The following is a 23,193-nucleotide window of genomic DNA, read 5'->3' on the forward strand; positions in this document are numbered from 1 at the left end:
ACCATGATGTCCGAGCAAGACGAGATCCGCCGCGACGACCGCTATGCCACATCCCGGAAATACGCCTCGATGCGCGGCATCCGCGCGGCGGCGCGGCTGGCGCTGTCGGAGACGGTCTGGAACTACCTGCATTGCGGCACCGGCGACGAGGTGACCGCCCGCGCCAATGTGTCCGCCTTCGACGACTACCTCTACGAAGTGCCACTCTTTGCCGGGGTCGCCAAACCCGACACCAGCACACATTTCCTCGGCGAAGAACTGTCCTTCCCCGCCCTCACCGCGCCCTTCGGCGGCGGCGAGACGCTGTTTCACCCCGATGGCATGCTCGCCGTGGGCCGCGCCGCCCATGCCGCCGGCATCCGCCAGATGGTGCCCGTGGCCGCCGGGCATGCGCTTGAGGAGGTGCGCGCCGCCTCTCCCGCCGCGCTGGTCTTTCAGATGACCTTCTGCGGCAGGGAAAGCCATGTGATCGATATGATGCACCGGGCAAAGGACGCGGGCTATCGCTATATCTGCGTGACCTATTCGCCGATCCGCCAATGGCGCGAGCGGATGATGGAGGATCGCTTTTCCATGCCCGGCGCGGGGGCGCCCTCGAATTTCGGCCCCGGGAAATCCGATCCGGCAATGCTGCGCGAACTGCTCGATTTCACCGAACCGCGCTGGAGCTGGGAGCAGGCCGCGCGGGTGATTGGCGCGGCCCCCCTGCCCTGCCTCGTCAAGGGTATCACCAGCCGCGTCGATGCTTGCGCAGCGCTGAAGGCCGGCGCGCATGGGCTCTATGTCTCCAACTACGGCGGGCGCACCATCGACCGCGAGCCCGCCGCGATCACCACGCTCGCCGGGGTGCGGGCCGAGGCCGGCCCCGACGTGCCCATCGTCTTTGACAGCGGCATACGGCGGGGCAGCGATATCGCCACGGCTCTGGCGCTCGGCGCCGATGCGGTCGCCTTGGGTCGCACCTGTGCGCTCGGTCTCGCCGCCGATGGCGAGGCCGGGGTCCGCCGCGTGCTGGAGCTGCTGAAGGATGAGTTCTGGACGACGCTCGGGCATCTGGGCTGCGCCTCGGTCCGCGATCTGACCCCCGAGATCTTCCGGGCGCCGCGATGAAGGTCGCGGTCATCGGCGCGGGCGCCATTGGCGCGAATATCGCCTACCGGTTGGCCGAGCGCGGTGCCGAAGTTGTGCTGATCGACGGGCGCGCGCCGGGATCGGGAACCAGCGGTGCCTCCTTCTCCTGGCTGTCCTCCTTTCCGCAGCTCAGCTGGCCCGAAGCCGAGGCACGGCGGCGCCTACGGCTCTCGGTAAACGCGCATTTCGACCGGCTGGCCGAAGAGATCGGCGGCGACTGGCTCGACTGGTGCGGCACGCTGACGGCGCAAGGCGCAGTGCCGGATTTCGATGCTGCCGTCGCCCGCTGCCGGGAACAGGGCGCACAGATCGAGATACTGGGCGCGGCGGATCTGCGCGAGATCGCGCCGGAACTCGCCCTATCCGGAAGCGAGCGCGTCGCCTTCGAGCTACGCTCGGGCTGGATCGACGCTCCGGCGATGATCGGGCAGCTATTGCGGGTTTTTCGGCTGAGCGGCGGCACGTTGCGGCTGGGCGATGATGTGGTGTCGCTCGACATCGCTGCGCGCGGTGTTGTCTCGATCGGTCTTGCCGATGGCAGCTGGATCGAGGCGGATGTGGTGGTCAATGCCGGTGGCGGTCAGGCAACGCATATCGCGGCTCTGGCGGGGCTGGCGATCCCGGTCGAGCTGGTGCCCGGCTTGATGCTTTACGCAGGCGCCGGACGTCCGCGCCTGCCCCGCCATGTGGTGAACGGCGCGCGCTGGCTGATCCGGCCGGATCGCGAGTTCGGCACAGCCATCCACTGGCGCGGCGAAGGGCTGACCGCCCGGCACGGCAACAACGGTCGCGACGGCGCCGAAATGCTGGCCGATGTGGCACGCTCGGTGCCGACGCTGACAGGGTTGAGGCCGGCGGGACAACGTGTCGGGATCAGGGCGATGCCGCAGGGCGGCCCGGTCATTGGTCGCCTGCCCTGGCGGCAGGGGTATTATTCCGCCGTCTCCCATGGCGGCATCGGCTGGGGGCCGATCTGGGCCGATCTCGCGGCGCGGGAGATCCTTGACGGTGAAGCTGTCATAGAGCTGGCAACGATGCGTCCAGCGCGGTTTTACAGCGACATCGACGCCTGATCCGCGTTTTCATCCTCCCCTGCCCTGCCCGTCACGGCGGGAATCAACGCCTGACCAAACGCCTCAACTTATCCACATCATTATCCACAGACCGGACCATCCCATCCGATTGGCAGTTATTCCGCATATCCGCCGACGACGTCGTGCAACCTGCAACTTTAGCGCGAAAACCTTGCGCCAGCGCAGGAATGCCCCACAATCTATTGAAAATTATATATTTTTCAAAATATTCATTTCCCCTCAGCAAGCCCAAAATCGGATTTCGCACGCTGCTACGGGCATTTTCATCCACCCCATGCGTCACGCATTTTTTGTGGCGTAAGGCAAAAAACGTGTTACACAGAAAAAAAGAGCAGAAATTCGAGGGCAGGAATGATGGGAGTCAGCGGCTCAGCCACGCTCGACAGGCACGCCAATCTTATCGCCGAACAGCTGGTACAGCACCGCGACCGGCTGCTGGAACCGAAAAAGCACAAGGAGCTGCGGCTCTTCAGCTTCAAGGAGGCATGCCACTTCCTCGGGGTCAAGGAAAACTCTCTGCGCCACACGCTGCGCAGCAACGAGTCCCTGCCTCAGGGCACCATGCTGCGCGGCACCCGCCGGCATTTTGCCGCCTCGGAAATCCACGAAATCCGCGACCACCTCATCGCCAATGACCGACTCGAACCGCATAATGTCACGCGGCGCGTCGGCGACGAGCAGACCGTCGTCATCGCCAGCATCAACCTCAAGGGCGGGGTCGGGAAATCCACCTCGGCGCAGCACCTCGCGCAGGGGCTCGCCATGCGCGGCTACCGGACGCTGGTGATCGACCTCGACGCGCAGGCCAGCCTGACCCAGCTCTTCGGCATCATCCCCGAGCGCGAGCCCGACATGCTCACGCTCTACCACGCGATCCGCTACCCCGACCCGGCCGATCCCGAGGACGAGGCGCCCGTCGACATTCGCGACGTGGTGCGCGGCACCCATATGCCCAATCTCGACCTGATCCCCTCCTCCATGCAGATCATGGAGTTCGAGCACGAGACCGCCGGCAGCGACCAGCGCAAGCAGCCTTTCTTCGTCCGCATCGAAGAGGCGCTGGAGCCGATCCGCGACGATTACGATGTGATCCTGTTCGACTGCCCGCCGCAGATGTCCTTTGCGGTGATGTCGGCGCTCTTCACCTGCACCTCGTTGCTGGTGACGGTGACCGCCTCCTTCGTGGATGTGATGAGCCTCGGCACCTTCCTCGGCATGACCGGCGAGATGATGAGCGTCATCGAGCACCGCCAGGGCGAACGGCCCTATGACTGGATCAAATACCTGATCACCCGCTATAACCCGACCGACCAGCCGTCGGTGCAGGTGGCGGGATATCTGCGCTCGATCCTTGAGGACTCGGTGATGACCAACGAGTTCTACCTGTCCACGGCCGTCGCCGACGCGGCGGTCTCGTCGGAATCCATCGTCGAGGTCGACCCGTCGAATTTCCACCGCCAGACCTATCAGCGGGCATGGGAATCCGTGTCGCGGGTGACGACCGAACTGGAAGGCCTGATCCAGCAGGCCTGGGGGAGATCATAATGGCACGCAAGGGACTGCTCACCAAAAGCCTCGACCGGACCCTGTCCAGCGACGGGAGCAAGGCCGAGACGGCCGATGCCCCCTCCCCTGCCCGGCCGGAACGCAATGTCAGCCCCCGGTCCGGCAATCCCAGCGTGCGCCGCTTCAAGGAAACCTTCGACGACCTGCGCAAGGAAACCGTGCATGAGGTCGACACCGACCGCATCGGCTCGGGGCGGTTTCGCGACCGCTTCGATGCCGGTGCCGAGATCGACGGGCTTGTCGCCTCGATCCGGGAATCCGGGCAGCAGATCCCGGTCATGCTGCGGCGCACCGGCGATGGCGACAGCGAGGAATACGAACCGGTCTACGGGCGGCGGCGGATCGCGGCCTGCCGCCGGATCGGAATTCCGGTCAAGGCCTATATCGGGGATTTCGACGACGAGGCGCTGATCGTCGCCCAGGGGCTCGAGAATGCCGAGCGGCTGGAAAGCAGCTTTATCGAGAAGGCCGCCTTCATCGTGCAGCTCCGCGAGGCCGGGGTCGAGGCGCGCGTCATCGAGCGCAGCCTGAGCATGGCCACCGACGAGATCTACCGGATGAGCGCGGTCATCCGCGACATTCCCGAGGATCTGGTCACCGCGATCGGGCCCGCGCACGGGGTCGGCCGACGGCAATGGATCGCGCTGGCCGCGATCACCAAGCAGATCGACAAGCGGCGTGTTCAGACGGCGATCAAGGAGCTGGAGGATATCTCCACCAGCCAGGAGCGCTTTGCCCGCGCCATGGCCCGGCTCTCCAAGAGCGGCCAGGCCCCGGCGAAAGCGCCGGCGGGCCAGAGCGTCGCCGATGGCAGGCTTCAGGTCACACGCCGCGGCCAGCAGGTCGCCTTCAAGGTCACCGCAAAGGCGGACAAGGCCTTCGCCGACTGGCTCGCCGAACGCGGAGAGGCGCTGTACCGGCAGTGGAAATCGGAAAGTGAGGAGAGTAACTAATTGATATTCCTTAACTTTCACGGAAATGCAACTCACCGGCTGTACCGCGGTACAGCCGGTGAGAGCATATAACCGGGCCAAAACCCGGAAAATTGAGCAGCAATAAAGGAGGCAGACATCTAAGCAAAAAGAAACCCCCCGGAAACGGTGTCTCCGAAGGGTTCCCACTTTTGTCGCTATTAGTTGGATACCCTACAATCGAATCGCATTCAACACCGATTTCGGTGACCGGGTAGATTTTGCCGTCTGAAATGGCATGAAACAGATCACATCCGCGGCACCGCGTGCCGGGGCACAGAAGGCCTGTGTCCAAACACCGATCGCAGGGTTTCGCCCGATCCTGCGCAGGGAGTTGCTTTACGCGCTGAGAACGGCGCGGGTATCTCTGGGCCTCTCTGGCCGCGACGTTCAGGTGCTCGACACATTGCTGAGCTTCCTACCCTGCCGAGACCGGCAGACCGGCGGAGAACGCCCCGTTGGACCCGATATGATGCTTGTCGTCTATGCCGCCAACAGCACGATCTGTGAGCGGGCGAACGGCATGTGCGACCGTAGCCTGCGGCGCTATATCGACCGCCTGGTGACGGCGGGGCTGATCGCGCGCCGAGACAGCGCCACCGGCAAACGCTTCCCGCTGCGCCGGGGCGGTCGCATCGTCGACGCCTACGGGCTCGACCTCACTCCGCTGTTTCACTCGGCAGAGCGCATTCTCGAACTCGCCCGCCAGGCAGAACAGGACAAGGAAGAAATCCGCAGCCTGCGTGCACAGGCCCTCACCCTTCGCGCCACTCTGCTCGATGCCGCTGACACGCTCTCCGAAACGGACCTTACCTTCGTCCTTTCCGCGAAAACCATCCTGCGCCGAGTCAGCCTCGGCCTCGCAGGCACCCGCGATATTCTGGACAAACTCCAGGCGCTCATCCGCAGCTCATCGTCCCCAGCCACGCAGGATGCTACTGTACCGGGGCCCGACACCACTGTCTGCGCCCCTGCCCCAGCACACGAGAACCCGCGCCGGACCAGCGCAAACACCACGAAAGAGCCCGGCGGAAACGGTCAAACTGTCCGCCAAGTAGAACCAAAAAAAATTAATACAAAAAAACCTCGGAGCGATCAGTCGCATGATTTGACAGGTCGGTGGTCACAATACCCAACCCTCGCGAGCTTCTTCCCGTCGAGCCCTCAAACAGCGAACGATCTAAATGAAACACTTCCCATTTTGGCACGTTTGGTCGGACTTGCAGAGAAAAGCTTGATATCTGCCCTTCGCGCCATCGGATTGAACCAAACACTCCATGCTCTCGAGTATATCGCGATGCATGCGGATCACATTCAGCGACCAGAAGATTACTTTGCCAAACTTGTCGAAAAAGCCATGGCTTCCACTTCGGCACGGAGATGCTTCACCGGCAAGCAAGGACAAGCTTATAGCCGGCAACTCTGAGCTGCGGACAGACATGATGCATGGAACCAAAAAGAAGCTCAGAATATGCTGGAAATGCTCTTGAGAAACGCCGCTTCCGAGGGCGCGCAAGTCACATATGCACCCGCCAGGCTGGATCCTTGGCAGCACGAACATACTCGCCTCGCTTCCCAAATACAGCGCGGCTATCAGCGTCAGAGCTGTACCGTGGTACAGCTATCAGAAGGCCACATTTCCTCAGACAATGCGACCAAGCCTGCAAACTGTACCGTGGTACAGTATTCTGTCGAAATCAAACCTGGATGTTGGAACAAGCAGAGCCGACAGCCTTTAGCATTTTGAACTCACCAGTCAGCAGGCCGGAAATCTCGCCTAAGGCCAATCAGCGCTGAGATATCGGAAAGGGGCCTGCGCGTTTTCGCTGACAGATCCGATCAAGTTCAGATAGTCCGCGACCACCGAACGGCCCTTTATTTCTCTGTTCTGTCTCATGGCTACACCAACTGATCGAAGCATTCAGCCACATCAGTCTGATATTGGTAGCATTATTGGACATGTGAGAGATCGTCAGAGTGGGGCGCTTCAGCCCTTCTATTTCGCAGACAAGCGCCGCCGCTGATGCGCTTCGCAAAAACTCAGACACCTTGGCCGTTGTCTTACACTGAGTCTAGCCTACCCACACAAACACGCCGGGTCACGCCATCGAAAGCGGAAATCAAAGGGGTCGTGGCATTTCGGTTCCAATGCACCTCGCGCCACTTAAGTAGGAAAATAAACAGCGACACTATGAATAGGGCAGGGGGCCTGGAACTTACCCAACGGTCTGCATACCGGGCAGCGCCGCCGCCTTTCGGTCAAAGGTCACGGTCGCCGTGCATCCGGTCGCCTCTCCGGCGAGCGCGATCATCTGATCCGCAAAGCCTGCGCCGCCGCGCCGATAGCGATCGACGGCGATGGCCGCACGATCATCTGTTTCGATGACGAGTTCACGCGCTTCCAGCAAGCCGGTCAGCGCCTCGGCGATAGCGGAGCGCGGCAACTTGTAGGCGCGTTCCAGCACCCAGACCAGTTCCACAAGGACCTCTCGGCAGACAAATCCGGGTGTGGCCTCGGTCAGGTCCGTCATGAGGGCCTCAGCGGCGGCACCTTGCGCGGGGTCATCCTGCATCAGAAAACGCGCGAGTACATTGGTGTCGAGCCCGATCACTCGTCCAGCGCTCCGCCTGCGATGGCCTCGTCCATCTCCTCAAGGCTGACCGGCCGCGTGACACGGTCCTTCAGCAGACCCGAGAGCGAGGAAACCGGACGGCTTCGCGAAATCCGGACCTCGCCATTGTCGAGGACCATGTAGCGCAGACGATCGCCGGGCTCGAGATGAAGCGCGCGGCGGACATCCCTCGGCAATGTCGTTTGGCCCTTTGCAGTGATCGTCGATTCGGGCATACGGGCGATCCTTTCGATTTCGGATTTTGCATTACAAATACGCGTATTGCACTTCACTTTCAATAGGCGCATGTAGCTAAGGGCATTGCGCCTGTTTTGCATACCGGCAAGATCGCAACGTAACAGTCACTCTGGCTCGAACCCTCTTCACCATCGCCACCATAGACCGTATGCGCGCGGGAACGGGTCTAGGAAGAGGCAGCATGACGGTCAGAGACAGTCAGCAATTCGACGGCACGGGCGTGGCGTTCATTCCCGCGCGGCCGCTTGAGACCGCCTGTGAACATGCATGTCGGGCGGTCGTCGAGGGGCGCGAATTATGTGTCATCAGCCCGGGCCGGCCGCTGCCGCAGGCGCAGGACGCGCGCGCGGGGTATCTGCAATGCGAGACCTCCGGCTCCACCGGCCCGGCCAAGCGCATCCGGCGCAGCCTGCGCTCTTGGCAGGCCTGTTTCGAGACCGACCGTAAGCTCTGGCAGATCACACCGCGCGACCGGATCGCGGTGATGGGCCCGCTCAGCAACTCTCTCACGCTTTACGGGCTCTTCGCGGCGCAGCATCTCGGCGCCACCCCGGTGGTGATCGACACCGACCGCCCCGACGAACGCCTGCGTCGTCTGGCAGAGGCGGCGCCGATGCTGCTTTATACGACGCCCACGCAGTTGCGGCAGCTCGGCACCGGCGGGCAGGGAAGTGTCGGCTCGGTGCGGCGGGTGCTGGCGGGGGGTGGCTTTCTCGACCGCGCCGCGCGCGAGGCCGCAGCTCGGCTCTTTCCCGAAGCCCGCCTGACGGGGTTCTACGGTGCCGCCGAGACCAGCTTTATCACGCTCGACGAGACCGGCGGCGCTGAGGGCTCCGTGGGCCGACCCTATCCCGGGGTCACGCTGCGGGTGCGCGACGATGCGGGCCGGGATCTGCCCGCCGGCGAAACAGGTACGATCTGGGTCGAAAGCCCCTATCTCTTCGACAGCTATGCCGCCGGCACTGCGCCGGATACGCGCTGGGACAACGGTTTTCTGAGCGTCGGCGAGCTGGGCTGGCTGTCGGAGTCGGGCGCGCTGTTTCTCGCCGGGCGCCGCAGCCGCATGTTCACCGTGGCCGACCGCAACGTCTTTCCCGAGGCCATCGAGAGCTTTCTGCTGTCGCTGCCCGGCCTCACCGCCGCCGCCGTGCTGCCCGAGCCGGACCCGGCGCGGGGCAATCTGCCTGTCGCTTTTGTCTCCGGCGCCGATCTCGACACCAGTGCGCTGCTCTCCGCCTGTCGCCAGCGCTTCGGCCCCGGCGCCGCGCCCCGGCGGATCGTGACGCTCGACGCGCTGCCCGCGCTACCCTCGGGCAAGTCCGATCTGCGCGCGCTCGCGGCGCTGCTGGGGCAGGGGGCATGAGGCGCTCTGTCATCGTGGCGGCGCGGCGCAGCGCGGTGGTGCCGCGCGGCGGGGCGCTGGCGGATCGCGAGATCCATGAGCTCGCCGCCCCCGTCATGCGCGCCTGTCTGGGTGATGCCAGCCTGCCGGCGGAGGCGGTGGACGAGGTGCTGCTGGGCAATGCGCTCGGCGCAGGCGGCAATCCGGCGCGGCTTTCGGCGCTGGCTGCCGGGCTGCCTGAGCGCGTCGCCGGGATCAGCCTTGACCGGCAATGCTGCTCGGGGCTCGACGCGCTGCTGCTCGCCGATGCGCTGATCGTCTCGGGGCAGGCCGATATCGTGCTCGCCGGCGGTGCAGAGAGCTATTCGCGCCGCCCGATCCGTCTGCGCCCGGGCGAGGATGGCGCAGCGCCTGTCGCCTATGACCGCCCGCCCTTTACCCCCTGGCCGGATCGCGACCCGGACATGGCCGAGGCGGCGGCGGCGCTGGCGCAAAGCCTCGGCTATGACCGTGCGCGGCAGGATGCCTGGGCGGTGTCGAGCCACCAAAAGGCCTGCGCGGCGCGCGACAGGCTCGCGCGGGAAATCGTCGGCCTGCCGGATCGCGACGCGTTCTCCCGGCGACTGAGCCCGACGGTCTGCGCCCGTGCGCGCATTATCAGCGGCAGCGTCACCAGCGCCAATATGGCGGTGGCCGCCGATGCGGCGGCGATGGCGCTGGTGGTCTCCGAGGACGTGGCGCGGCGCGCCGGGCTGGCGGGGCTTGCGATACTGGGCGGCGTGTCGCGCGGCGGCGATCCCGGGTTGCCGGGGCTGGCGCCGGTGGTGGCGATCCGCGACGCGCTGGCAGGGCTGAGCCTCGCGCCGAAACAGCTCGCGCAGGCCGAGATCATGGAGGCCTTCGCCGCGCAGGCGCTGGCCTGTGTCGAGCTGGCGGAGCTGGATGCGCGTATCGTCAATCCGCGCGGCGGGGCGCTGGCGCGGGGCCACCCCATCGGCGCCTCGGGCGCAATCCTTTCCGTTCGCCTGTTTCATGATTTATGTGAGAGCGGCGGCCGCGGTCTGGCCGCCATCGCCGCCGCCGGCGGCGTCGGAACGGCCCTTGTGACGGAGTGGCAGCACGCATGATGAGATTTGGCAGCAATGCCCGCAACGAGATAGCCGTAGCGCCCGACGCGGCCATCGAGCTGCGTGGTGTCGCTCACAGCCTCGCCGGGCGTGAGGTGCTGCGTGGCATCGACCTGAGGCTAAGCGAACGGCGCATCGGGCTGGTGGGTCGCAACGGCTCGGGCAAATCCACCCTGGCGCGGGTGCTTGCCGGGCTGATCGCGCCCGACAGCGGCGCGGTGACGATCGGCGGCACCGATGTGGCGCGCGACCGGCGCGCGGCGCTGCGGCTGATCGGAGTGCTGTTCCAGAACCCCGATCACCAGATCATCTTTCCCACCGTCGCCGAAGAGCTGGCCTTCGGGCTCAAGCAGCTTGGCCAGTCGCGGGCGGAGGCCGCCGCCGGGGCCGATGGGATGCTCGACCGGTTCGGCAAGCGCGCCTGGCGCGAGCGCTCGGTCACCGAGCTGTCGCAGGGCCAGCGGCATCTGCTCTGCCTGATGGCGGTGCTGGCGATGTCGCCGGCGGTGATCCTGCTCGACGAGCCGTTTTCCGGGCTCGACATTCCCACCACGCGGCAGCTCCGCCGGATGCTGGACGGGGTGGCGCCGCGCGTGCTTCAGATCACCCATGACCCGTCTGCGCTCGACGGCTATGACCGGGTGATCTGGCTCGACGAGGGCAGGGTGCGCGCCGATGGTCCGCCGGAGGAGACGCTGGCGCTTTATCTCGCCGCGATGGAGGAGGATGCCGATGCTGGCACTGACCTCTTCGATTGAGACGCCCTATCACCGCTGGCCGGCGGGGGTGAAGCTCGCCATCGCCTCACTGAGCGTGCTGGGCATCTACCTGATCGACAGCCCGCTCTGGCTTGCGGCGATCACATGCGCGGTGGCGGCGGCCTATCTCGTCGGCGGGCGGCGGTTCTTCCGCGAAGGGCTGCGCCTGTCGCGCCCGCTCTGGCCCTTTGTGGTCGTGCTGCTCGTCTGGCACCTGATCGAAGGCGCCCCGGCGCGCGGCGTGGCGCTGGTGCTGCGGCTGATTGCGGCGGTGGGCATCGCTAACCTCGTCACCATGACCAGCCGGCTCGACGATCTGACCGATGTGGTGCTGCGCCTGCTGTCGCCGCTGCGGCGCGTCGGTCTCGATCCCGCGCCGGTCGGGTTCGCCATGGCGGTCACCATCCGCTTCACCCCCGTGTTGCTGGCCAAGGCGCGGGGGCTGCGCGAGGCCTGGCGCGCCCGCAGCGCCCGCGCCCCGGGCTGGCGCATCGTGCTGCCGCTGGGGCTATTGGCCATCGACGATGCCGAGCAGGTCGCCGAGGCGCTGCGCGCGCGCGGCGGCATCGGACAGGCGCCGCCGGGGGCCGATCAATAGATGCAAATCCCGGCGGGGGCTGATACTGCCGGGAAACCCTGTCCCGACGTCAATAAGGAGACGACCACGATGGAACGCAATGTTGTGATGATCGCGCTGTTCGCCGCGCTGATCGCGGTGCTCGGGCTGATCCCGGCGATCACCCTTGGTTTCGGGGTGCCGATCACCGCGCAGAGCCTCGGCGTGATGATGTGCGGCACCGTTCTGGGTGCCCGCCGGGGCGCGCTTGCCGTGCTGCTCTTCCTGCTGCTCGTGGCGCTGGGGCTGCCGCTGCTGGCCGGCGGACGTGGCGGTCTCGGGGTGTTTGCCTCGCCGACCGTGGGCTTCCTTGTCGGCTTCCCGGTCTCCGCCTTTGTCGCCGGGCTCATCGTTGAGAAAACCCGCAGCCTGCCGCTTGTTGTGACCGCGACGGCGGGCGCGGCCATCGGCGGTATCTTCTTTATGTATATCTGCGGCATCGTCGGCATGGCGGTCACCCTCGACAAGACGCTGGCCGAAGCGACGCTGCTTGCCACGCCCTTCCTGCCGGGCGACGCCATCAAGGCGGTGATCGCCGGCATGCTGACCTCGGCGCTGGCGCGGGCGCGTCCGGCGAGCGTGCTGTCGCGCTCATGAGCGGCGGGGCGCTCGACGCAGTCCTGCGTGCACGGCGTTCGGTTCGGGCCTTCCGGCCCGATCCGGTGCCGCGCGAGGAGGTGGCCGAGCTGCTCGATCTCGCCCGTACCGCGCCGTCAGGCGCCAATCTCCAGCCGGGGCGGTTCCATGTCCTGGCCGGAGAGCCGCTGGCCGCGCTCGCCGACGCGCTGGAGCGCGCTGCCACGAGCGGGCGGCCTCCGGTCAGCGAATACAGCTACTTCCCCGCGCCCATGCCCGCCGAATACAAGGCGCGGCAGCGGGCGGCGGGATATGCGCTTTATTCCGCGCTGGGGATCGCGCGCCGCGACGTGGCCGCAAGGCGCGCGCAATTCGCCCGCAACTACCGCTTTTTCGATGCGCCGGTCGGCCTCGTCGTGACCATCGACCGGCGCATGGGCGCGGGCTGTTTCATGGATCTCGGCATGGTGCTGCAAAGCTTCTTTCTTGCCGCCGAGGGCAGGGGGCTTGGCGCCTGTGGCATCGGCGCGATTGCCGAGGTTGCCGATATCGCCCACGCGCATCTGGAGCTGCCGGAGGAGGAGATGGTCGTCTGCGGCATCGCGCTTGGTCATCCCGACCGCTCGCACCCGGTCAACGATGTGCGGACCCAGCGGCTGACGCATGAGGATTTCGCCAGCTTCCGGGGCTTTTAGGCCAGCGCCTGCGGCGCGGTGGCGCGGTCGCGAATGCGCTCGATATCTCGGCGTGGTGGGGCGCCGAACAGCCGGCTGTATTCGCGGCTGAACTGCGACGGGCTCTCATAGCCGACATTGAAGGCCGCGCCCGCCGCGTCGAAATCATCGGTCAGCATCAGCCGCCGCGCTTCGTTGAGCCGCAGCCGCTTCTGATATTGCAGCGGGCTCATGGCGGTGAGCTGGCGGAAATGATGATGCAGGCTCGACGGGCTCATATGGATCTGCGCGGCGAGCTCCTCGACCTTCAGCGGCTCGGCGTAATGCGTTTTCAGCCAGCCGATGGCGCGGGCGATGCGGTGGCTCTGGCTGCCGACCGAAACCATGCGCAGCAGCCGTGGCGCCTGATCGCTTTGCAACAGCCGGTAGTGGATTTCCCGCTCGATCAGCGGCGCCAGCACCGGGATCGCCTCGGGCTCGTCGAGCAGCGCCACGAGCCGGGCGAAGGGCGCAAGCAGCTCGGGCGTCAGCTGGCCGATGGCGGCGCTCGGCTCCATGCTGTGCTGCTGCGCCGGGGCGGATCTGACCTGCGTGCTGAGCTCGGCGATCAGCCGCAGGTCGAGCCGCAGCACCAGGCCGAGACAGGGGCGGTCTGGGCTCGCCTCCAGCACACGGCTGTCGCCGGGAAGGTCGAGCGAGGCGACAAGGAACCGCTCGCTGTTATAGGTCAGGCCGCGCGCGCCGATATGCATCTGCTTCACGCCCTGGCAGACGATGATGATGCTGGGCTCGATCATGCAGGCATGCGGCTCGGAGGTGGTTTCGCGCCGGAACAGACCTAGGTTTGGCAAAGCGGTGGCGTAGTCCTCCTTGCCCACCGTCCACGGGTCGATGATCGCGGCAAGCTCTGCCTGCCGGGCACGGATGCCGGCATTCGGCGTCTCGATACGGATCTGCTCTGACATGCGGTCGCTCCTTGCGGTTGCTGCATGCAGCATAGCGAAGCGCTGCCGTGCCGTCGTCAGAAATTTTCAGGCCTCGGAGGATCAGGCAAGAAATGCGGCGCATCATTCTACCGTATGCGCGATGATCTGTGGGATTGATGTAGTCGAGCCGAGGGCCGGCCGATGCCGAGAGGCATGGCAGGACCGGCGCCTGGCACAGAGGCAAAGAATAGGAGATCTGTCATGATCAAAGACAAAGTCGTTATCATCACCGGCGCTTCCTCGGGGATCGGCGAGGCCACCGCCAAGGAAATCGCCAGCAAGGGCGCCAAGGTCGTGCTCGGTGCGCGGCGCGAGGAAAAGCTCAAGCAGATCGCCGACGACATCAAGGCGGCGGGCGGCGAGGCGGTCTATCAGGCCATCGACGTGACCAAGACCGAAGACAACGACGCCATCGTCAAGCTGGCCAAGGACAGCTTTGGCCGCGTCGACGCGATCTTTCTGAACGCGGGGATCATGCCGGTCAGCGCCGTCTCGGCACTGAAGACCGACGAATGGAAGCAGATGGTCGACGTGAACATCAACGGCGTGCTGAACGGTGTCGCCGCCGTGATGCCGACCTTCACCGAGCAGAAGTCGGGTCACATCCTGGCGGTCTCGTCGGTGGCGGGGCTCAAAGCCTATGCCGGCACGGCGGTCTATGGCGGCACCAAGTGGTTCGTGCGCGACTTCATGGAAGTGCTGCGCATGGAATCGGCGATGGAAGGCACCAATATCCGCACGGCGACGCTCTATCCGGCGGCGATCAACACCGAGCTGCTGGACACGATCACCGACAAACAGGCCGGCAGCGGCATGCAGGAGGTCTATGACGCCTTCGGCATCTCGCCCGACCGGATCGCCCGCGTCGTGGCCTTTGCGCTGGACCTGCCCGAAGACACCACGGTGAACGAGTTCACCGTCGGGCCGGCAAACCAGCCCTGGTAATCCGACACCGCGATCGGGGGCCCGGCATCGCGCCGGGCCTCTTTGCGCCCGGGGGGCTACGACCCTGCCGGCGTTGACTGCGACAGTCTGACACGTATGATGGCGCTATCGGGAGAGCGGTGTCCCGGATCCGGACCCGCGCCGCCGGTGCGAAACGCGCAGGCCACATCCCAGGGCGTCCGGGCGGACTGCCGCGATTGATGAGGTCAGCTCATCCAACCTATCGGCCTCCCGGGATAGTTTTCGTGCGCGGCAGACACATTTTTAAGACCTAACGAGACGTTCTTTGAACGGCTCCCGCACGGCTGCGGTCGGGCGGGGAGAGCAAACGCAACACCGACAGGCAAGGGAGCCTCCGATGCAGCTAACAGTCAATGGCACGACGCGCGACGTCGATGTGGACGCCGACACCCCGCTTCTCTGGGTGATCCGCGAGGAACTGGGCCTCACCGGCACGAAATACGGCTGTGGCGTCGCGCAATGCGGCGCCTGCACCGTGCTGGTCGACGGCATCCCGACACGCTCCTGCGTGACCCCCGCCGACAGCGTCACCGGCACCGAGATCAGCACCATCGAAGCGGTGCGCGAGACCGAAGTGGGCAAGCGCGTGGTCGAGGCCTGGGTCGAGAACCAGGTGCCGCAATGCGGTTATTGCCAGTCGGGCCAGGTGCTGACCGCCGCCGCGCTGCTGACCGAGACGCGGCAGCCCAGCGACGACGATATCGAGGGCGCGATGATCAACCTGTGCCGCTGCGGCACCTACAACAAGATCCGCGCTGCCGTGCGCGGCGCAGCGGAGGGCTGAGCCATGGGGATCATGCAGAAACTCACCCGCCAGCCGGTCAACGTCTCGCGCCGCGGCTTCCTGACGGGCACCGGCGCGCTGGTGCTGGCCACCGCGCTGCCCGCGCGCCGCAGCCGCGCGCAAGAGGCCGCAGGTGAGGCCGAACCGCCCGCCGTGCCGGCCTTCCTTGAGCTGCGCGCTGACGGCACCGCGCTGTTCCGCAGCCCGTTCATCGAGGGCGGGCAGGGGATCTTTTCCGCCCTGCCGCAGATCGTCGGCGAGGAGCTGGATCTTCACCCCGAGCTCTTCACCGTGGAGAGCGCGCCCCCCGGCGCGCCCTTCGACATCATGGGCGGTTTCCGCTTCACCGGCGGCAGCTCGTCGGTGCGCTCGAGCTATCCGCTGATGCGCCAGCTCGGCGCCACCGCGCGCGCCATGCTGATCGAGGCGGCGGCGCAGCAATGGGGCGTCGATGCCGCGGATCTGACCACCGAGCCCGGCAAGGTGGTGAACCCGGAGAGCGGCGAGAGCCTCGGCTATGGCGAGCTGGCAGGCGCGGCGATGGACCTGCCGGTGCCGGCGGACGTGCCGCTGCGCGACCCGTCGACCTTCCGCTGGATCCGCCAGCCGCTGCCGCGCTACGACGTGCATGACAAATCCACCGGCCGGGCCAATTACGCCATCGACGCGTCGGTCGAGGGCATGCTGCTGGCCGCCGTGCAGCACGCGCCGCGCCTCGGGCTGGCGCCGGTATCGGTGACCAACCGGGCCGAGATCGAGGGCATGCGCGGGGTGCATTCGGTGCATCTGCTGCCGGGCGCCGTGGCGGTCGTGGCCGACAAGTTCTGGCAGGCACGCAAGGCGGTCGAGGCGGCAGAGGTCGAATGGGGGCCGGGCGAGGCGAGCTGGCCGATGCCCGAGGATTTCTCCTCGCAGGGCTTCCGCGACACGCTGGCAAATGCCGATGGCGAGGTGATCGAGATCGAGGCCCAGGGCGACGCCGCAGGCACGCTCGCGGGTGCCGAGACCGTGCTCGAGGCCGAGTATGACGCGCCGTTCCTGGTGCATGGCCAGCTCGAGCCGCCCTCGACCATCGCGCGGTTCAACGACGACGGCACGCTGGATCTGTGGCTGCCCAATCAGGCGCCGGAGATGTTCCAGGGCGCCGCGGCGGAGATCGCCGGGGTCGCGGCAGAGAATATCCGCATTCATTCGCAGATCCTCGGCGGGTTCTTCGGGCGGCATTTCCTCTACGAGACCGCCAACCCCTATCCGCAGGCGATCATGCTGGCCAAGGCGGTGGGCCGTCCGGTCAAGGTGCAGTGGACCCGCGAGGAGGAATTCCTGCGCGACGCGGTGCGCCCCATGGGCTTTGCCCGGTTCCGGGGTGCGGTGAGCGCCGAAGGCCCCACCGCGCTCAGCGTCGAGGTGGTGGGCGAGGGCCCGACCGGGCGCTGGTACAAGGCGCCTGCCGGGCAGGATCCCTCGGCGACCGAGGGGATTTCCGGCAAGACCTATGCCATTGCCAACCGGCATATCGGCCAGATCTATGTGCCGAACCCGGCGGTGATCGGCTATTGGCGCGCCGTGGGGCATTCGATGCATGACTTCATGTATGAAAGCTTTCTCGACGAGATGGCCGCCGCCGCCGGGCTCGACCCGTTCGAGATGCGGCGCGGGCTGCTCTCGGACTCCGAGCGTCACCGCACGCTGCTGGAGACCGTGGGCACACTGTCGGGCGGCTGGAAGCCCGGCGTCTTCGAGTCTGAGGACGGCAGCCAGCGGGCACGCGGCGTCGCCATGGCCTCGCCCTTCGGCTCCGAGGTGGCGGTGATCGCCGAGGTCTCCATAGACGGCGGCGAGGTGGCGGTGCATCAGGTCTGGGTCGCCATCGACCCCGGCCAGATCGTCAACCCGGCCACCATCGAGGCGCAGGTGCAATCGGCGGTGGCGCTGGGTGTGTCGCAGACGCTGATGGAAGAGCTGGTCTATGAGAACGGCGAACCCACGGCGCGGAATTTCGACTACTACCCGTTCCTGCGCCCCGACCAGATGCCGCAGGTGCATGTGGAGATCGTCGAGAGCGGCGCCAAGATGGGCGGCATCGGCGAGCCCGGCCTGCCGGCGGTCGGCCCGGCCATCGTCAACGCGGTGGCGGTGCTGACCGGCCAGCGCATCCGCAGCCTGCCGCTGTCGAAGCACGATTTCGGCTGATCCGACCGAGCGATTTCCGCTCCCGAATCGACGCCGGGCTCTGTTGAGCCCGGCGTTTTTCGTACCAAATGCCCATTTTTACGCGGGGCAGGGGTGCGGTTCTGCTGATTTTTTGTGCGAAAACACCCGTCCTACAGGTTTTCGCACTGTCTATGCGGGTCGGGACGCTTGACCGGATTATAAAAACAAACCAGCCTGTTTTTAAATGAGGGCGAAATGACCGTATCGACACGACGCACCCAGGATCAGCGCAGCACCGAAACCCGCAGGCTTCTGCTGGCGGCGACGGTGCAGATGCTGATGGATGTGGGCTATGCCAATACCAGCACCGCCGGCATTGCCAAGCGGGCGGGCGTGTCGCGCGGGGCGCAGACGCATCACTACCCCAGCAAGATGGCGCTGATCGTCGCCGCCACCGAAGAGATGTTCGCCAATTTCGCCGCCGGGCTGGAGGCGCTGGCCGCCGATATGCGGAGCGGGGCGCTCGACTACGATACGTTCTTCGAGGCCGTTTGGGACGAGGTGCTCAAGGGCGACTGGTTCTATTCCTCGCTGGAGATCATCGTCGCCGCGCGCGGCGATACGGAGCTGCGCGAGCAGCTCGCGCCGCTGATCCTCGATTTGCACGAGCGGCTGGAGGCGATCTGGTCGCAGACCTTCGTTGCGGTCAGCCCGGATGCCATCACTCCGCGCGTGGCGCTGAACCTGGCGCTGAACGTATTTCGCGGCATGGCCGTGCAGGCGGTGCTGCGCCGCGACGAGGGCTATTTCCGCGAGATGCTCATGGCGCTCAAGGTCATGCTGGCAAGCCATGTGAAGCCCGCGACAGGCACCGCCTGAGCGCAATACGTACCCGGTATTTTGTGCACAATAAAACAAACAAGACAACCGGTTTTTAAATCGGGCCTCGCCCCAATCACAAGCGGTGACAAGCCGCATCCAACCAGAAACGTTCAACAGGAGACAACGATGAATAAGCTCACCTCTCTCATGGCCGTGGCCGCCTTTGCGGCGGCGCCGGCGCTGGCGCAGGACGCCGAATGGGAAACCCAAGGCCTCACCGACGACGCCATCACCATCGGTGTGATGGGGCCGTTTTCCGGCAACGCGTCGTCCTACAGCAAGGCGCTGATCGGGATGATGGCCTATTACGACAAGGTCAACGAAGAGGGCGGGGTGCATGGCCGCAAGCTGGTTGCCGTGCAGGAAGACACCGCCTGCGACAGCGCCAAGGGCCTCGCCGCCGCCAAGAAATTGATCTCGCAGGACGAGGTCTTCATGCTTCAGGGCAATTCCTGCTCGGGCGTGGCGCTGGCGCTGCGGCCCACCATCGAAGAGGCGGGCCTGCCCTGGATCGTCGCCCACGCGGTGAGCGACTCGATCTCGGATCCGCTGGCGGGGAACATCTTTCACGGCGTGCCCACCGGCAGCGCCAACGGGCGCGCCATGGCGGCCTTTGTGCTCTCCAAGCCGGGCACCGAGAATGTCGCGATCATCGAGCATTCCAACGACTGGGCGCACAGCTATTCCAACCCGGCGCGCGATTATCTGAAAGAGCAGGGGGTCGAGCCCACAGCCGAGCTGACCATGGAGCGCGGCCAGACCGATGCCACCGCGCAGGTGCTGAAACTGCGCCAGAACAAGCCCGATTTCATCATCGCGGCGCTTTATGAGGCGGAAACCGCCATCTTCCTGCGCGATCTGAAGAAATACGGCATGGGTGACATCCCCGTGATGGGCACCGCCGGCACCGACCTCGAGAACACGCTCAAGCGCACCGGCGATTTCGACACCGTCAAGAATTACCACGTGATCCACTCCTATGTGGACAATCTCGACGGCGAGAAGATGAAACCCTGGGGCGAGATGATCCACAAATACTACCCCGACGAAGAGCTCTCGACCTTCTCCTTCGTCTCCATCGGGTCCGCCGAGGCGCTTGTCTCGGCCCTCGAAGCGGTGGGTCCGGATCTCACCCGTTCGAAGCTGATCGCGGCGCTGGAAGAGGTGCGCGATTTCGACACCGGCATCCTGTCGGATCCGATCACCTGGACGCCCGAGGATCACCAGGGCGTCAAGGGCTCTGCCGTGGCGGGCTTTGTCGACGGCGAACCGACCGTCCTGAAAGCCTGGGGCCAGCCCTACTAAGCTTAACCTCCCCGACTGCCGGGCGCGGCGTGTCCGTGCCCGGCCTTTTCCAGGAGCAATACCGATGCTGATGCAGCTGACATTGGGCGGACTCGCCCAAGGGGCCATCTATGCCCTGATCGCGCTATCGCTCACGGTGGTCTACCGCTCGACCACGGTGGTGAATTTCGGCCATGGCGATTTCGTCATGGCGGGCGCCTTCCTCTCCTACGTGCTGGTGGTGCTGGCGGGCATCGCCTTCCTTCCGGCGGCGGCGCTGGCGATGATCGCCATGTTCGTGCTGGGCGTGCTCTTCAGCAAGGGGCTCATCCGCCCGATAAGGGGCGGGCCGCATATCGGGCTGGCGCTCATGTGCATCTCGGCGGGCTATGTGCTGCGCGGCATCGCGCGCATGGTCTGGGGCCGCGAAGTGCTGCCGATGCCGCCGGTCTTCGACATGGAGCCGATCTTTCTCGGCGATCTTGTCATCACCGGCGACGCGGTCTTCATCATCGGCACGGTGCTGGTGCTGCTCATCCTGTTCTTCGGCCTGTTGGCGCTGACCGATCTCGGCAAGATGGTGCAGGCGGTCTATCAGAGCCCGCGCGGCGCGCGGCTCATCGGCCTCAATGTCGAGCGGTTCAACGATTTCAGCTGGGGCATCGGCGCGGCGCTCGGCGCGCTTGGCGGCATCCTCGTGGCGCCGGTCTCGCTGCTGCATCCCGATCTTGGCGCCAGTTTTCTCATCAAGGGCTTTGCCGCGATGACCCTGGGCGGCTTCGGCTCGCTGGGGGGCGCGGTGCTGGGCGGCATCCTGCTGGGTCTGGCCGAGCAATATGCCGGCGCTTACCTCGACAGCGCGCTGATCGAGATCACCGCCTATGTGGTCATCGTGCTGGTGCTCTTCATCCGCCCGCAGGGGCTCTTTGGCCGCAAGGCCGTGGTGAAGGTGTAAGATCATGAGCACGACCATGCCTTCCCCCCGCCAACGTCAGCTCCGCACTTGGGCTTTCTGGGCCGTGCCCGTGCTGCTGCTGTTCCTGCCGCTGGCCACCAACGCCTATACGCAGTTCATCGTGAACGGGATGCTGATCTCGGTTCTGGTGACGCTTGGGTTCACGCTGGTGATCGGCAATCTCGGCCAGCTCGCCTTTGCCAATACCGCGTTTTTCGGGATCGGCGCCTATGCCTCGGCGATCCTCTCGGCCAAGCTCGGCCTGCCCTGGATTGCAACGATCCCACTGGCGGGCGCGCTTGGTGCGCTGGGGGGCTTTCTCGCCTCCTCCGCGGCGCTTCGCGGCATCCGTTCCTACTATCTCGCGATCATCACCCTGGCCTTTGGCGAGCTGATGCGGTGGGCCTATCTGCACAGCAAGCCGCTCACCGGCGGCACAGACGGTCTGCCGCTGCCGCGCGAGGCGATGTTCGGCATCTCGCTCAGCGACGACACGCTGAAATTCTACATCTTCCTCGGCGTGACCGTGCTGCTGGTGAAGGCGACGCTGAACCTGATGCGCTCGCGCTTTGGCCGCGCCGTGATGGCGGTGCGCGAGAACGAGATCGCCACCGCGTCGCTGGCAATCCCGACGGCGCGGGTGATCCTCGTCAGCTTCATCTGGTCGGGCTTTGTGGTGGGCTGCGCCGGTGCGCTCTTTGCCCGGCATGTGGGCCATGTCTTTCCCGAAAGCTTTGGCATGCTGCACCTCATCGCCTCCTTCGCGATGGTGCTGGTGGGCGGGCTCGGCTCGGTTCTGGGGGCGGTGCTGGGCGCCGTGCTGCTTACCGCGCTGCCGGAATATCTCCGCGCCTTTCCGGGCATGGAAGAGCTGTTCTTCGGGCTGATCGTCGCCGCCGTGCTGGTCACCATGCCCATGGGGCTCGCCAGCCTGCTGCGCCGTCTCTCGCCGATCTTCGTCGAACGTTACTACCGGGAGGAGTCATGACCGAGCTTCTGAACGTCCAAGGGTTGAGCGTCCGCTTCTCCGGTCTGACCGCGCTGGACGACGTCTCCTTCACGCTCGAAGAGGGCGCGGTGCGCGCGGTGATCGGGCCGAACGGGGCGGGGAAATCCACTCTGTTCAACGCGATCTCGGGCTATGTCACGCCGACCTCGGGCAGCGTGCATCTGAAGGGGCGCGAACTGACAAAGCTGACCCCGCACGAGATCGCCGAACAGGGGGTGCGCCGCACCTTCCAGAATGGCGGGCTGTTCCCGGCGCTGACGGTGCTGGAAAACGTGCTGACCGGGCTACACGCACAGACCGAGGGCTCGTTCCTCGACATCCTGCTGGGCCGCTCCAAGGCGCTGAAATCCGAGGCGGGCAACATCCACCGCGCCCGTGAGCTGCTCAAGCTCATGTCGATGGATCACATGGCCGACACCCGGGCAGGGGATCTGTCCGGCGGCCAGCAACGGATTGTCGAGATCGTCCGCACCGTGGCCTCCGACCCGCCGGTGTTGCTGCTCGACGAGCCCGCCGTGGGGCTCTCGCCTGTCGCCCGCGCCCAGATGATGGAGATCATCCACCGGCTCGCGGGGGAAAAGGGTGTCGGCATCCTGCTCATCGAACACGCGGTGGAACTGGTGATGGCCGCCGCCGACCGCATCCTCGTGATGGCGGCGGGCGCGCGCATCGCCGAAGGAACGCCAGAGGAAATCCGCGAAGACCGCGCCGTGCTGGAGGCTTACCTTGGACACTCCTGAACCGCTTCTGAAAATCCGCGACCTGCATGTGGGTTATGGCAAAAAGCCGATCCTGCGCGGTGCTACCTATGATGTGCTGCCGGGCGAATGCCTGACGCTTCTGGGGGCCAACGGGTCGGGCAAATCGACCTCGCTCAACGCCGTCTGCGGCTTTGTCAAACCGAGCTCCGGCTCGGTGCTCTTCGACGGGATCGAGACGGCGGGCCTGTCGCCGCACAAGATCTTTGCCCATGGCATCGCCCAGGTGAGCCAGGCGCGCGACCTCTTTCCCGACCTCACCGTCGAGGACAATCTGCGGCTCGGCGCCATGCGCCGGGGCGGCAAGGAGCTGAGCCAGACGCTGGGGCTGGTCTATGACCGCTTTCCGCGCCTCGCCGAGCGCCGCAAGCAGGCCACGCGCACGCTGTCGGGCGGCGAACAGCAGATGGTCGCCATCGGCCGGGCGCTGATGTCGCGGCCGCGGCTGCTGCTCCTCGACGAGCCCTCGGGCGGCCTCTCGCCGCAATTCTGCGAAGAGATCGCCCGCATCATCGACACGCTGAAGGAGGACGGGGTGACCATGCTCATGGTCGAGCAGAACCTCAACCTCGCCTTCCGCGCCGCCGACCGCTTCATCGTCCTGCGCGACGGCGAGGTGGTGGATGGCGGCGATGTCCGCGCCATGGCGGGCGATCACGACGCCATCGTGCGCGAAATCTATCTCTGACG

General features: G+C 65.8%; 23 protein-coding genes. 20 read left to right on the top strand and 3 right to left on the bottom strand.

The genetic code is table 11. The features are described 5' to 3' along the window. Positions 1 to 6: 6 nt before the first annotated feature. The 5 genes from Ga0080574_RS01770 to repC all read left to right on the top strand — a co-directional run bounded on the left by Ga0080574_RS01770 (position 7) and on the right by repC (position 6,188). On the top strand, positions 7 to 1,110 hold the full coding sequence (locus Ga0080574_RS01770) for an alpha-hydroxy acid oxidase (RefSeq protein WP_076694681.1): 1,104 nt from the start codon (positions 7 to 9) through the stop codon (positions 1,108 to 1,110). Beyond that, positions 1,107 to 2,204: an NAD(P)/FAD-dependent oxidoreductase gene (locus Ga0080574_RS01775; protein WP_076694683.1), complete on the top strand. Its 1,098-nt coding sequence runs from the start codon at positions 1,107 to 1,109 to the stop codon at positions 2,202 to 2,204. The genes Ga0080574_RS01770 and Ga0080574_RS01775 overlap by 4 nt, the downstream gene beginning before the upstream one ends. A gap of 372 nt (positions 2,205 to 2,576) precedes the next feature. After that, entirely contained in the window at positions 2,577 to 3,770 is a 1,194-nt protein-coding gene (gene repA, locus Ga0080574_RS01780; RefSeq protein WP_076694685.1) for a plasmid partitioning protein RepA, read from the top strand. Next, complete coding sequence (gene repB, locus Ga0080574_RS01785) at positions 3,770 to 4,744, top strand: plasmid partitioning protein RepB (RefSeq protein WP_076694688.1); 975 nt, start codon at positions 3,770 to 3,772, stop codon at positions 4,742 to 4,744. The genes repA and repB overlap by 1 nt, the downstream gene beginning before the upstream one ends. Before the next feature lie 256 nt (positions 4,745 to 5,000). Then, positions 5,001 to 6,188 carry a plasmid replication protein RepC gene (gene repC, locus Ga0080574_RS01790; protein WP_076694691.1) on the top strand — a complete coding sequence of 396 codons (1,188 nt, stop codon included), beginning with the start codon at positions 5,001 to 5,003 and terminating at the stop codon, positions 6,186 to 6,188. Positions 6,189 to 6,978: 790 nt separating this feature from the next. On the opposite strand, the gene Ga0080574_RS01795 is transcribed toward repC, so the two are convergent. Then, a complete protein-coding gene (locus Ga0080574_RS01795; protein WP_076694694.1) occupies positions 6,979 to 7,374 on the bottom strand; it encodes a type II toxin-antitoxin system VapC family toxin in 396 nt (131 codons plus the stop codon). Beyond that, positions 7,371 to 7,610: an AbrB/MazE/SpoVT family DNA-binding domain-containing protein gene (locus tag Ga0080574_RS01800; RefSeq protein WP_076694697.1), complete on the bottom strand. Its 240-nt coding sequence runs from the start codon at positions 7,608 to 7,610 to the stop codon at positions 7,371 to 7,373. Before Ga0080574_RS01800 ends, Ga0080574_RS01795 begins: the two co-directional genes overlap by 4 nt. Before the next feature lie 203 nt (positions 7,611 to 7,813). On the opposite strand from Ga0080574_RS01800, the gene Ga0080574_RS01805 reads away from it, so the two are divergent. The 6 genes from Ga0080574_RS01805 (at position 7,814) to Ga0080574_RS01830 (ending at position 12,746) form a co-directional block, all read left to right on the top strand. Next, positions 7,814 to 8,995, top strand: coding sequence for an AMP-binding protein (locus Ga0080574_RS01805; RefSeq protein ID WP_076694700.1), 1,182 nt, complete (start codon positions 7,814 to 7,816; stop codon positions 8,993 to 8,995). Beyond that, on the top strand, positions 8,992 to 10,101 hold the full coding sequence (locus tag Ga0080574_RS01810; protein ID WP_076694703.1) for a thiolase family protein: 1,110 nt from the start codon (positions 8,992 to 8,994) through the stop codon (positions 10,099 to 10,101). The genes Ga0080574_RS01805 and Ga0080574_RS01810 overlap by 4 nt, the downstream gene beginning before the upstream one ends. Next, on the top strand, positions 10,098 to 10,859 hold the full coding sequence (locus Ga0080574_RS01815; RefSeq protein WP_076694706.1) for an energy-coupling factor ABC transporter ATP-binding protein: 762 nt from the start codon (positions 10,098 to 10,100) through the stop codon (positions 10,857 to 10,859). The genes Ga0080574_RS01810 and Ga0080574_RS01815 overlap by 4 nt, the downstream gene beginning before the upstream one ends. Beyond that, complete coding sequence (locus Ga0080574_RS01820; protein ID WP_076694709.1) at positions 10,834 to 11,457, top strand: energy-coupling factor transporter transmembrane component T family protein; 624 nt, start codon at positions 10,834 to 10,836, stop codon at positions 11,455 to 11,457. Before Ga0080574_RS01815 ends, Ga0080574_RS01820 begins: the two co-directional genes overlap by 26 nt. 69 nt (positions 11,458 to 11,526) lie before the next feature. Next, positions 11,527 to 12,072 (top strand): biotin transporter BioY, encoded by a 546-nt coding sequence (locus tag Ga0080574_RS01825; protein WP_076694712.1) that lies wholly within the window; start codon positions 11,527 to 11,529, stop codon positions 12,070 to 12,072. After that, on the top strand, positions 12,069 to 12,746 hold the full coding sequence (locus Ga0080574_RS01830; protein WP_076694715.1) for a nitroreductase: 678 nt from the start codon (positions 12,069 to 12,071) through the stop codon (positions 12,744 to 12,746). Before Ga0080574_RS01825 ends, Ga0080574_RS01830 begins: the two co-directional genes overlap by 4 nt. Here Ga0080574_RS01830 and Ga0080574_RS01835 read toward each other — a convergent pair. Then, a complete protein-coding gene (locus Ga0080574_RS01835) occupies positions 12,743 to 13,690 on the bottom strand; it encodes an AraC family transcriptional regulator (protein WP_076694718.1) in 948 nt (315 codons plus the stop codon). The two genes, Ga0080574_RS01830 and Ga0080574_RS01835, sit on opposite strands and share 4 nt — an antisense overlap. A 222-nt stretch (positions 13,691 to 13,912) precedes the next feature. On the opposite strand from Ga0080574_RS01835, the gene Ga0080574_RS01840 reads away from it, so the two are divergent. The 9 genes from Ga0080574_RS01840 (at position 13,913) to Ga0080574_RS01880 (ending at position 23,191) form a co-directional block, all read left to right on the top strand. Further along, on the top strand, positions 13,913 to 14,656 hold the full coding sequence (locus Ga0080574_RS01840) for an SDR family oxidoreductase (RefSeq protein ID WP_076694721.1): 744 nt from the start codon (positions 13,913 to 13,915) through the stop codon (positions 14,654 to 14,656). A 358-nt stretch (positions 14,657 to 15,014) separates the two neighbouring features. Next, entirely contained in the window at positions 15,015 to 15,461 is a 447-nt protein-coding gene (locus tag Ga0080574_RS01845; protein ID WP_076694723.1) for a (2Fe-2S)-binding protein, read from the top strand. Positions 15,462 to 15,464: 3 nt separating this feature from the next. Next, complete coding sequence (locus Ga0080574_RS01850; RefSeq protein WP_076694726.1) at positions 15,465 to 17,654, top strand: xanthine dehydrogenase family protein molybdopterin-binding subunit; 2,190 nt, start codon at positions 15,465 to 15,467, stop codon at positions 17,652 to 17,654. 216 nt (positions 17,655 to 17,870) lie between these two features. After that, positions 17,871 to 18,494, top strand: a complete 624-nt coding sequence (locus tag Ga0080574_RS01855; protein WP_076694729.1) for a TetR/AcrR family transcriptional regulator — start codon at positions 17,871 to 17,873, stop codon at positions 18,492 to 18,494. A 129-nt stretch (positions 18,495 to 18,623) separates the two neighbouring features. Further along, a complete protein-coding gene (locus Ga0080574_RS01860) occupies positions 18,624 to 19,802 on the top strand; it encodes an ABC transporter substrate-binding protein (RefSeq protein ID WP_076694732.1) in 1,179 nt (392 codons plus the stop codon). Positions 19,803 to 19,866: 64 nt separating this feature from the next. Then, positions 19,867 to 20,736, top strand: a complete 870-nt coding sequence (locus Ga0080574_RS01865) for a branched-chain amino acid ABC transporter permease (protein ID WP_076694735.1) — start codon at positions 19,867 to 19,869, stop codon at positions 20,734 to 20,736. Between the two features lie 16 nt (positions 20,737 to 20,752). After that, positions 20,753 to 21,724 (top strand): branched-chain amino acid ABC transporter permease, encoded by a 972-nt coding sequence (locus Ga0080574_RS01870; RefSeq protein WP_237219242.1) that lies wholly within the window; start codon positions 20,753 to 20,755, stop codon positions 21,722 to 21,724. Continuing rightward, entirely contained in the window at positions 21,721 to 22,485 is a 765-nt protein-coding gene (locus tag Ga0080574_RS01875) for an ABC transporter ATP-binding protein (RefSeq protein ID WP_076694739.1), read from the top strand. The genes Ga0080574_RS01870 and Ga0080574_RS01875 overlap by 4 nt, the downstream gene beginning before the upstream one ends. Next, on the top strand, positions 22,472 to 23,191 hold the full coding sequence (locus tag Ga0080574_RS01880; protein WP_076694741.1) for an ABC transporter ATP-binding protein: 720 nt from the start codon (positions 22,472 to 22,474) through the stop codon (positions 23,189 to 23,191). The genes Ga0080574_RS01875 and Ga0080574_RS01880 overlap by 14 nt, the downstream gene beginning before the upstream one ends. Positions 23,192 to 23,193 lie beyond the last annotated feature (2 nt).

The organism is Salipiger abyssi (assembly GCF_001975705.1).
Taxonomy (GTDB): Bacteria; Pseudomonadota; Alphaproteobacteria; order Rhodobacterales; family Rhodobacteraceae; genus Salipiger; species Salipiger abyssi.

Coding starts and splice junctions, on each gene's coding strand:
- Ga0080574_RS01770 (WP_076694681.1), top strand. CDS start 7: ATGTCCGAGCAAGACGAGATCCGCCGCGACGACCGCTATGCCACATCC.
- Ga0080574_RS01775 (WP_076694683.1), top strand. CDS start 1,107: ATGAAGGTCGCGGTCATCGGCGCGGGCGCCATTGGCGCGAATATCGCC.
- repA (WP_076694685.1), top strand. CDS start 2,577: ATGATGGGAGTCAGCGGCTCAGCCACGCTCGACAGGCACGCCAATCTT.
- repB (WP_076694688.1), top strand. CDS start 3,770: ATGGCACGCAAGGGACTGCTCACCAAAAGCCTCGACCGGACCCTGTCC.
- repC (WP_076694691.1), top strand. CDS start 5,001: ATGAAACAGATCACATCCGCGGCACCGCGTGCCGGGGCACAGAAGGCC.
- Ga0080574_RS01800 (WP_076694697.1), bottom strand. CDS start 7,610: ATGCCCGAATCGACGATCACTGCAAAGGGCCAAACGACATTGCCGAGG.
- Ga0080574_RS01805 (WP_076694700.1), top strand. CDS start 7,814: ATGACGGTCAGAGACAGTCAGCAATTCGACGGCACGGGCGTGGCGTTC.
- Ga0080574_RS01810 (WP_076694703.1), top strand. CDS start 8,992: ATGAGGCGCTCTGTCATCGTGGCGGCGCGGCGCAGCGCGGTGGTGCCG.
- Ga0080574_RS01815 (WP_076694706.1), top strand. CDS start 10,098: ATGATGAGATTTGGCAGCAATGCCCGCAACGAGATAGCCGTAGCGCCC.
- Ga0080574_RS01820 (WP_076694709.1), top strand. CDS start 10,834: ATGCTGGCACTGACCTCTTCGATTGAGACGCCCTATCACCGCTGGCCG.
- Ga0080574_RS01825 (WP_076694712.1), top strand. CDS start 11,527: ATGGAACGCAATGTTGTGATGATCGCGCTGTTCGCCGCGCTGATCGCG.
- Ga0080574_RS01830 (WP_076694715.1), top strand. CDS start 12,069: ATGAGCGGCGGGGCGCTCGACGCAGTCCTGCGTGCACGGCGTTCGGTT.
- Ga0080574_RS01835 (WP_076694718.1), bottom strand. CDS start 13,690: ATGTCAGAGCAGATCCGTATCGAGACGCCGAATGCCGGCATCCGTGCC.
- Ga0080574_RS01840 (WP_076694721.1), top strand. CDS start 13,913: ATGATCAAAGACAAAGTCGTTATCATCACCGGCGCTTCCTCGGGGATC.
- Ga0080574_RS01845 (WP_076694723.1), top strand. CDS start 15,015: ATGCAGCTAACAGTCAATGGCACGACGCGCGACGTCGATGTGGACGCC.
- Ga0080574_RS01850 (WP_076694726.1), top strand. CDS start 15,465: ATGGGGATCATGCAGAAACTCACCCGCCAGCCGGTCAACGTCTCGCGC.
- Ga0080574_RS01855 (WP_076694729.1), top strand. CDS start 17,871: ATGACCGTATCGACACGACGCACCCAGGATCAGCGCAGCACCGAAACC.
- Ga0080574_RS01860 (WP_076694732.1), top strand. CDS start 18,624: ATGAATAAGCTCACCTCTCTCATGGCCGTGGCCGCCTTTGCGGCGGCG.
- Ga0080574_RS01865 (WP_076694735.1), top strand. CDS start 19,867: ATGCTGATGCAGCTGACATTGGGCGGACTCGCCCAAGGGGCCATCTAT.
- Ga0080574_RS01870 (WP_237219242.1), top strand. CDS start 20,753: ATGCCTTCCCCCCGCCAACGTCAGCTCCGCACTTGGGCTTTCTGGGCC.
- Ga0080574_RS01875 (WP_076694739.1), top strand. CDS start 21,721: ATGACCGAGCTTCTGAACGTCCAAGGGTTGAGCGTCCGCTTCTCCGGT.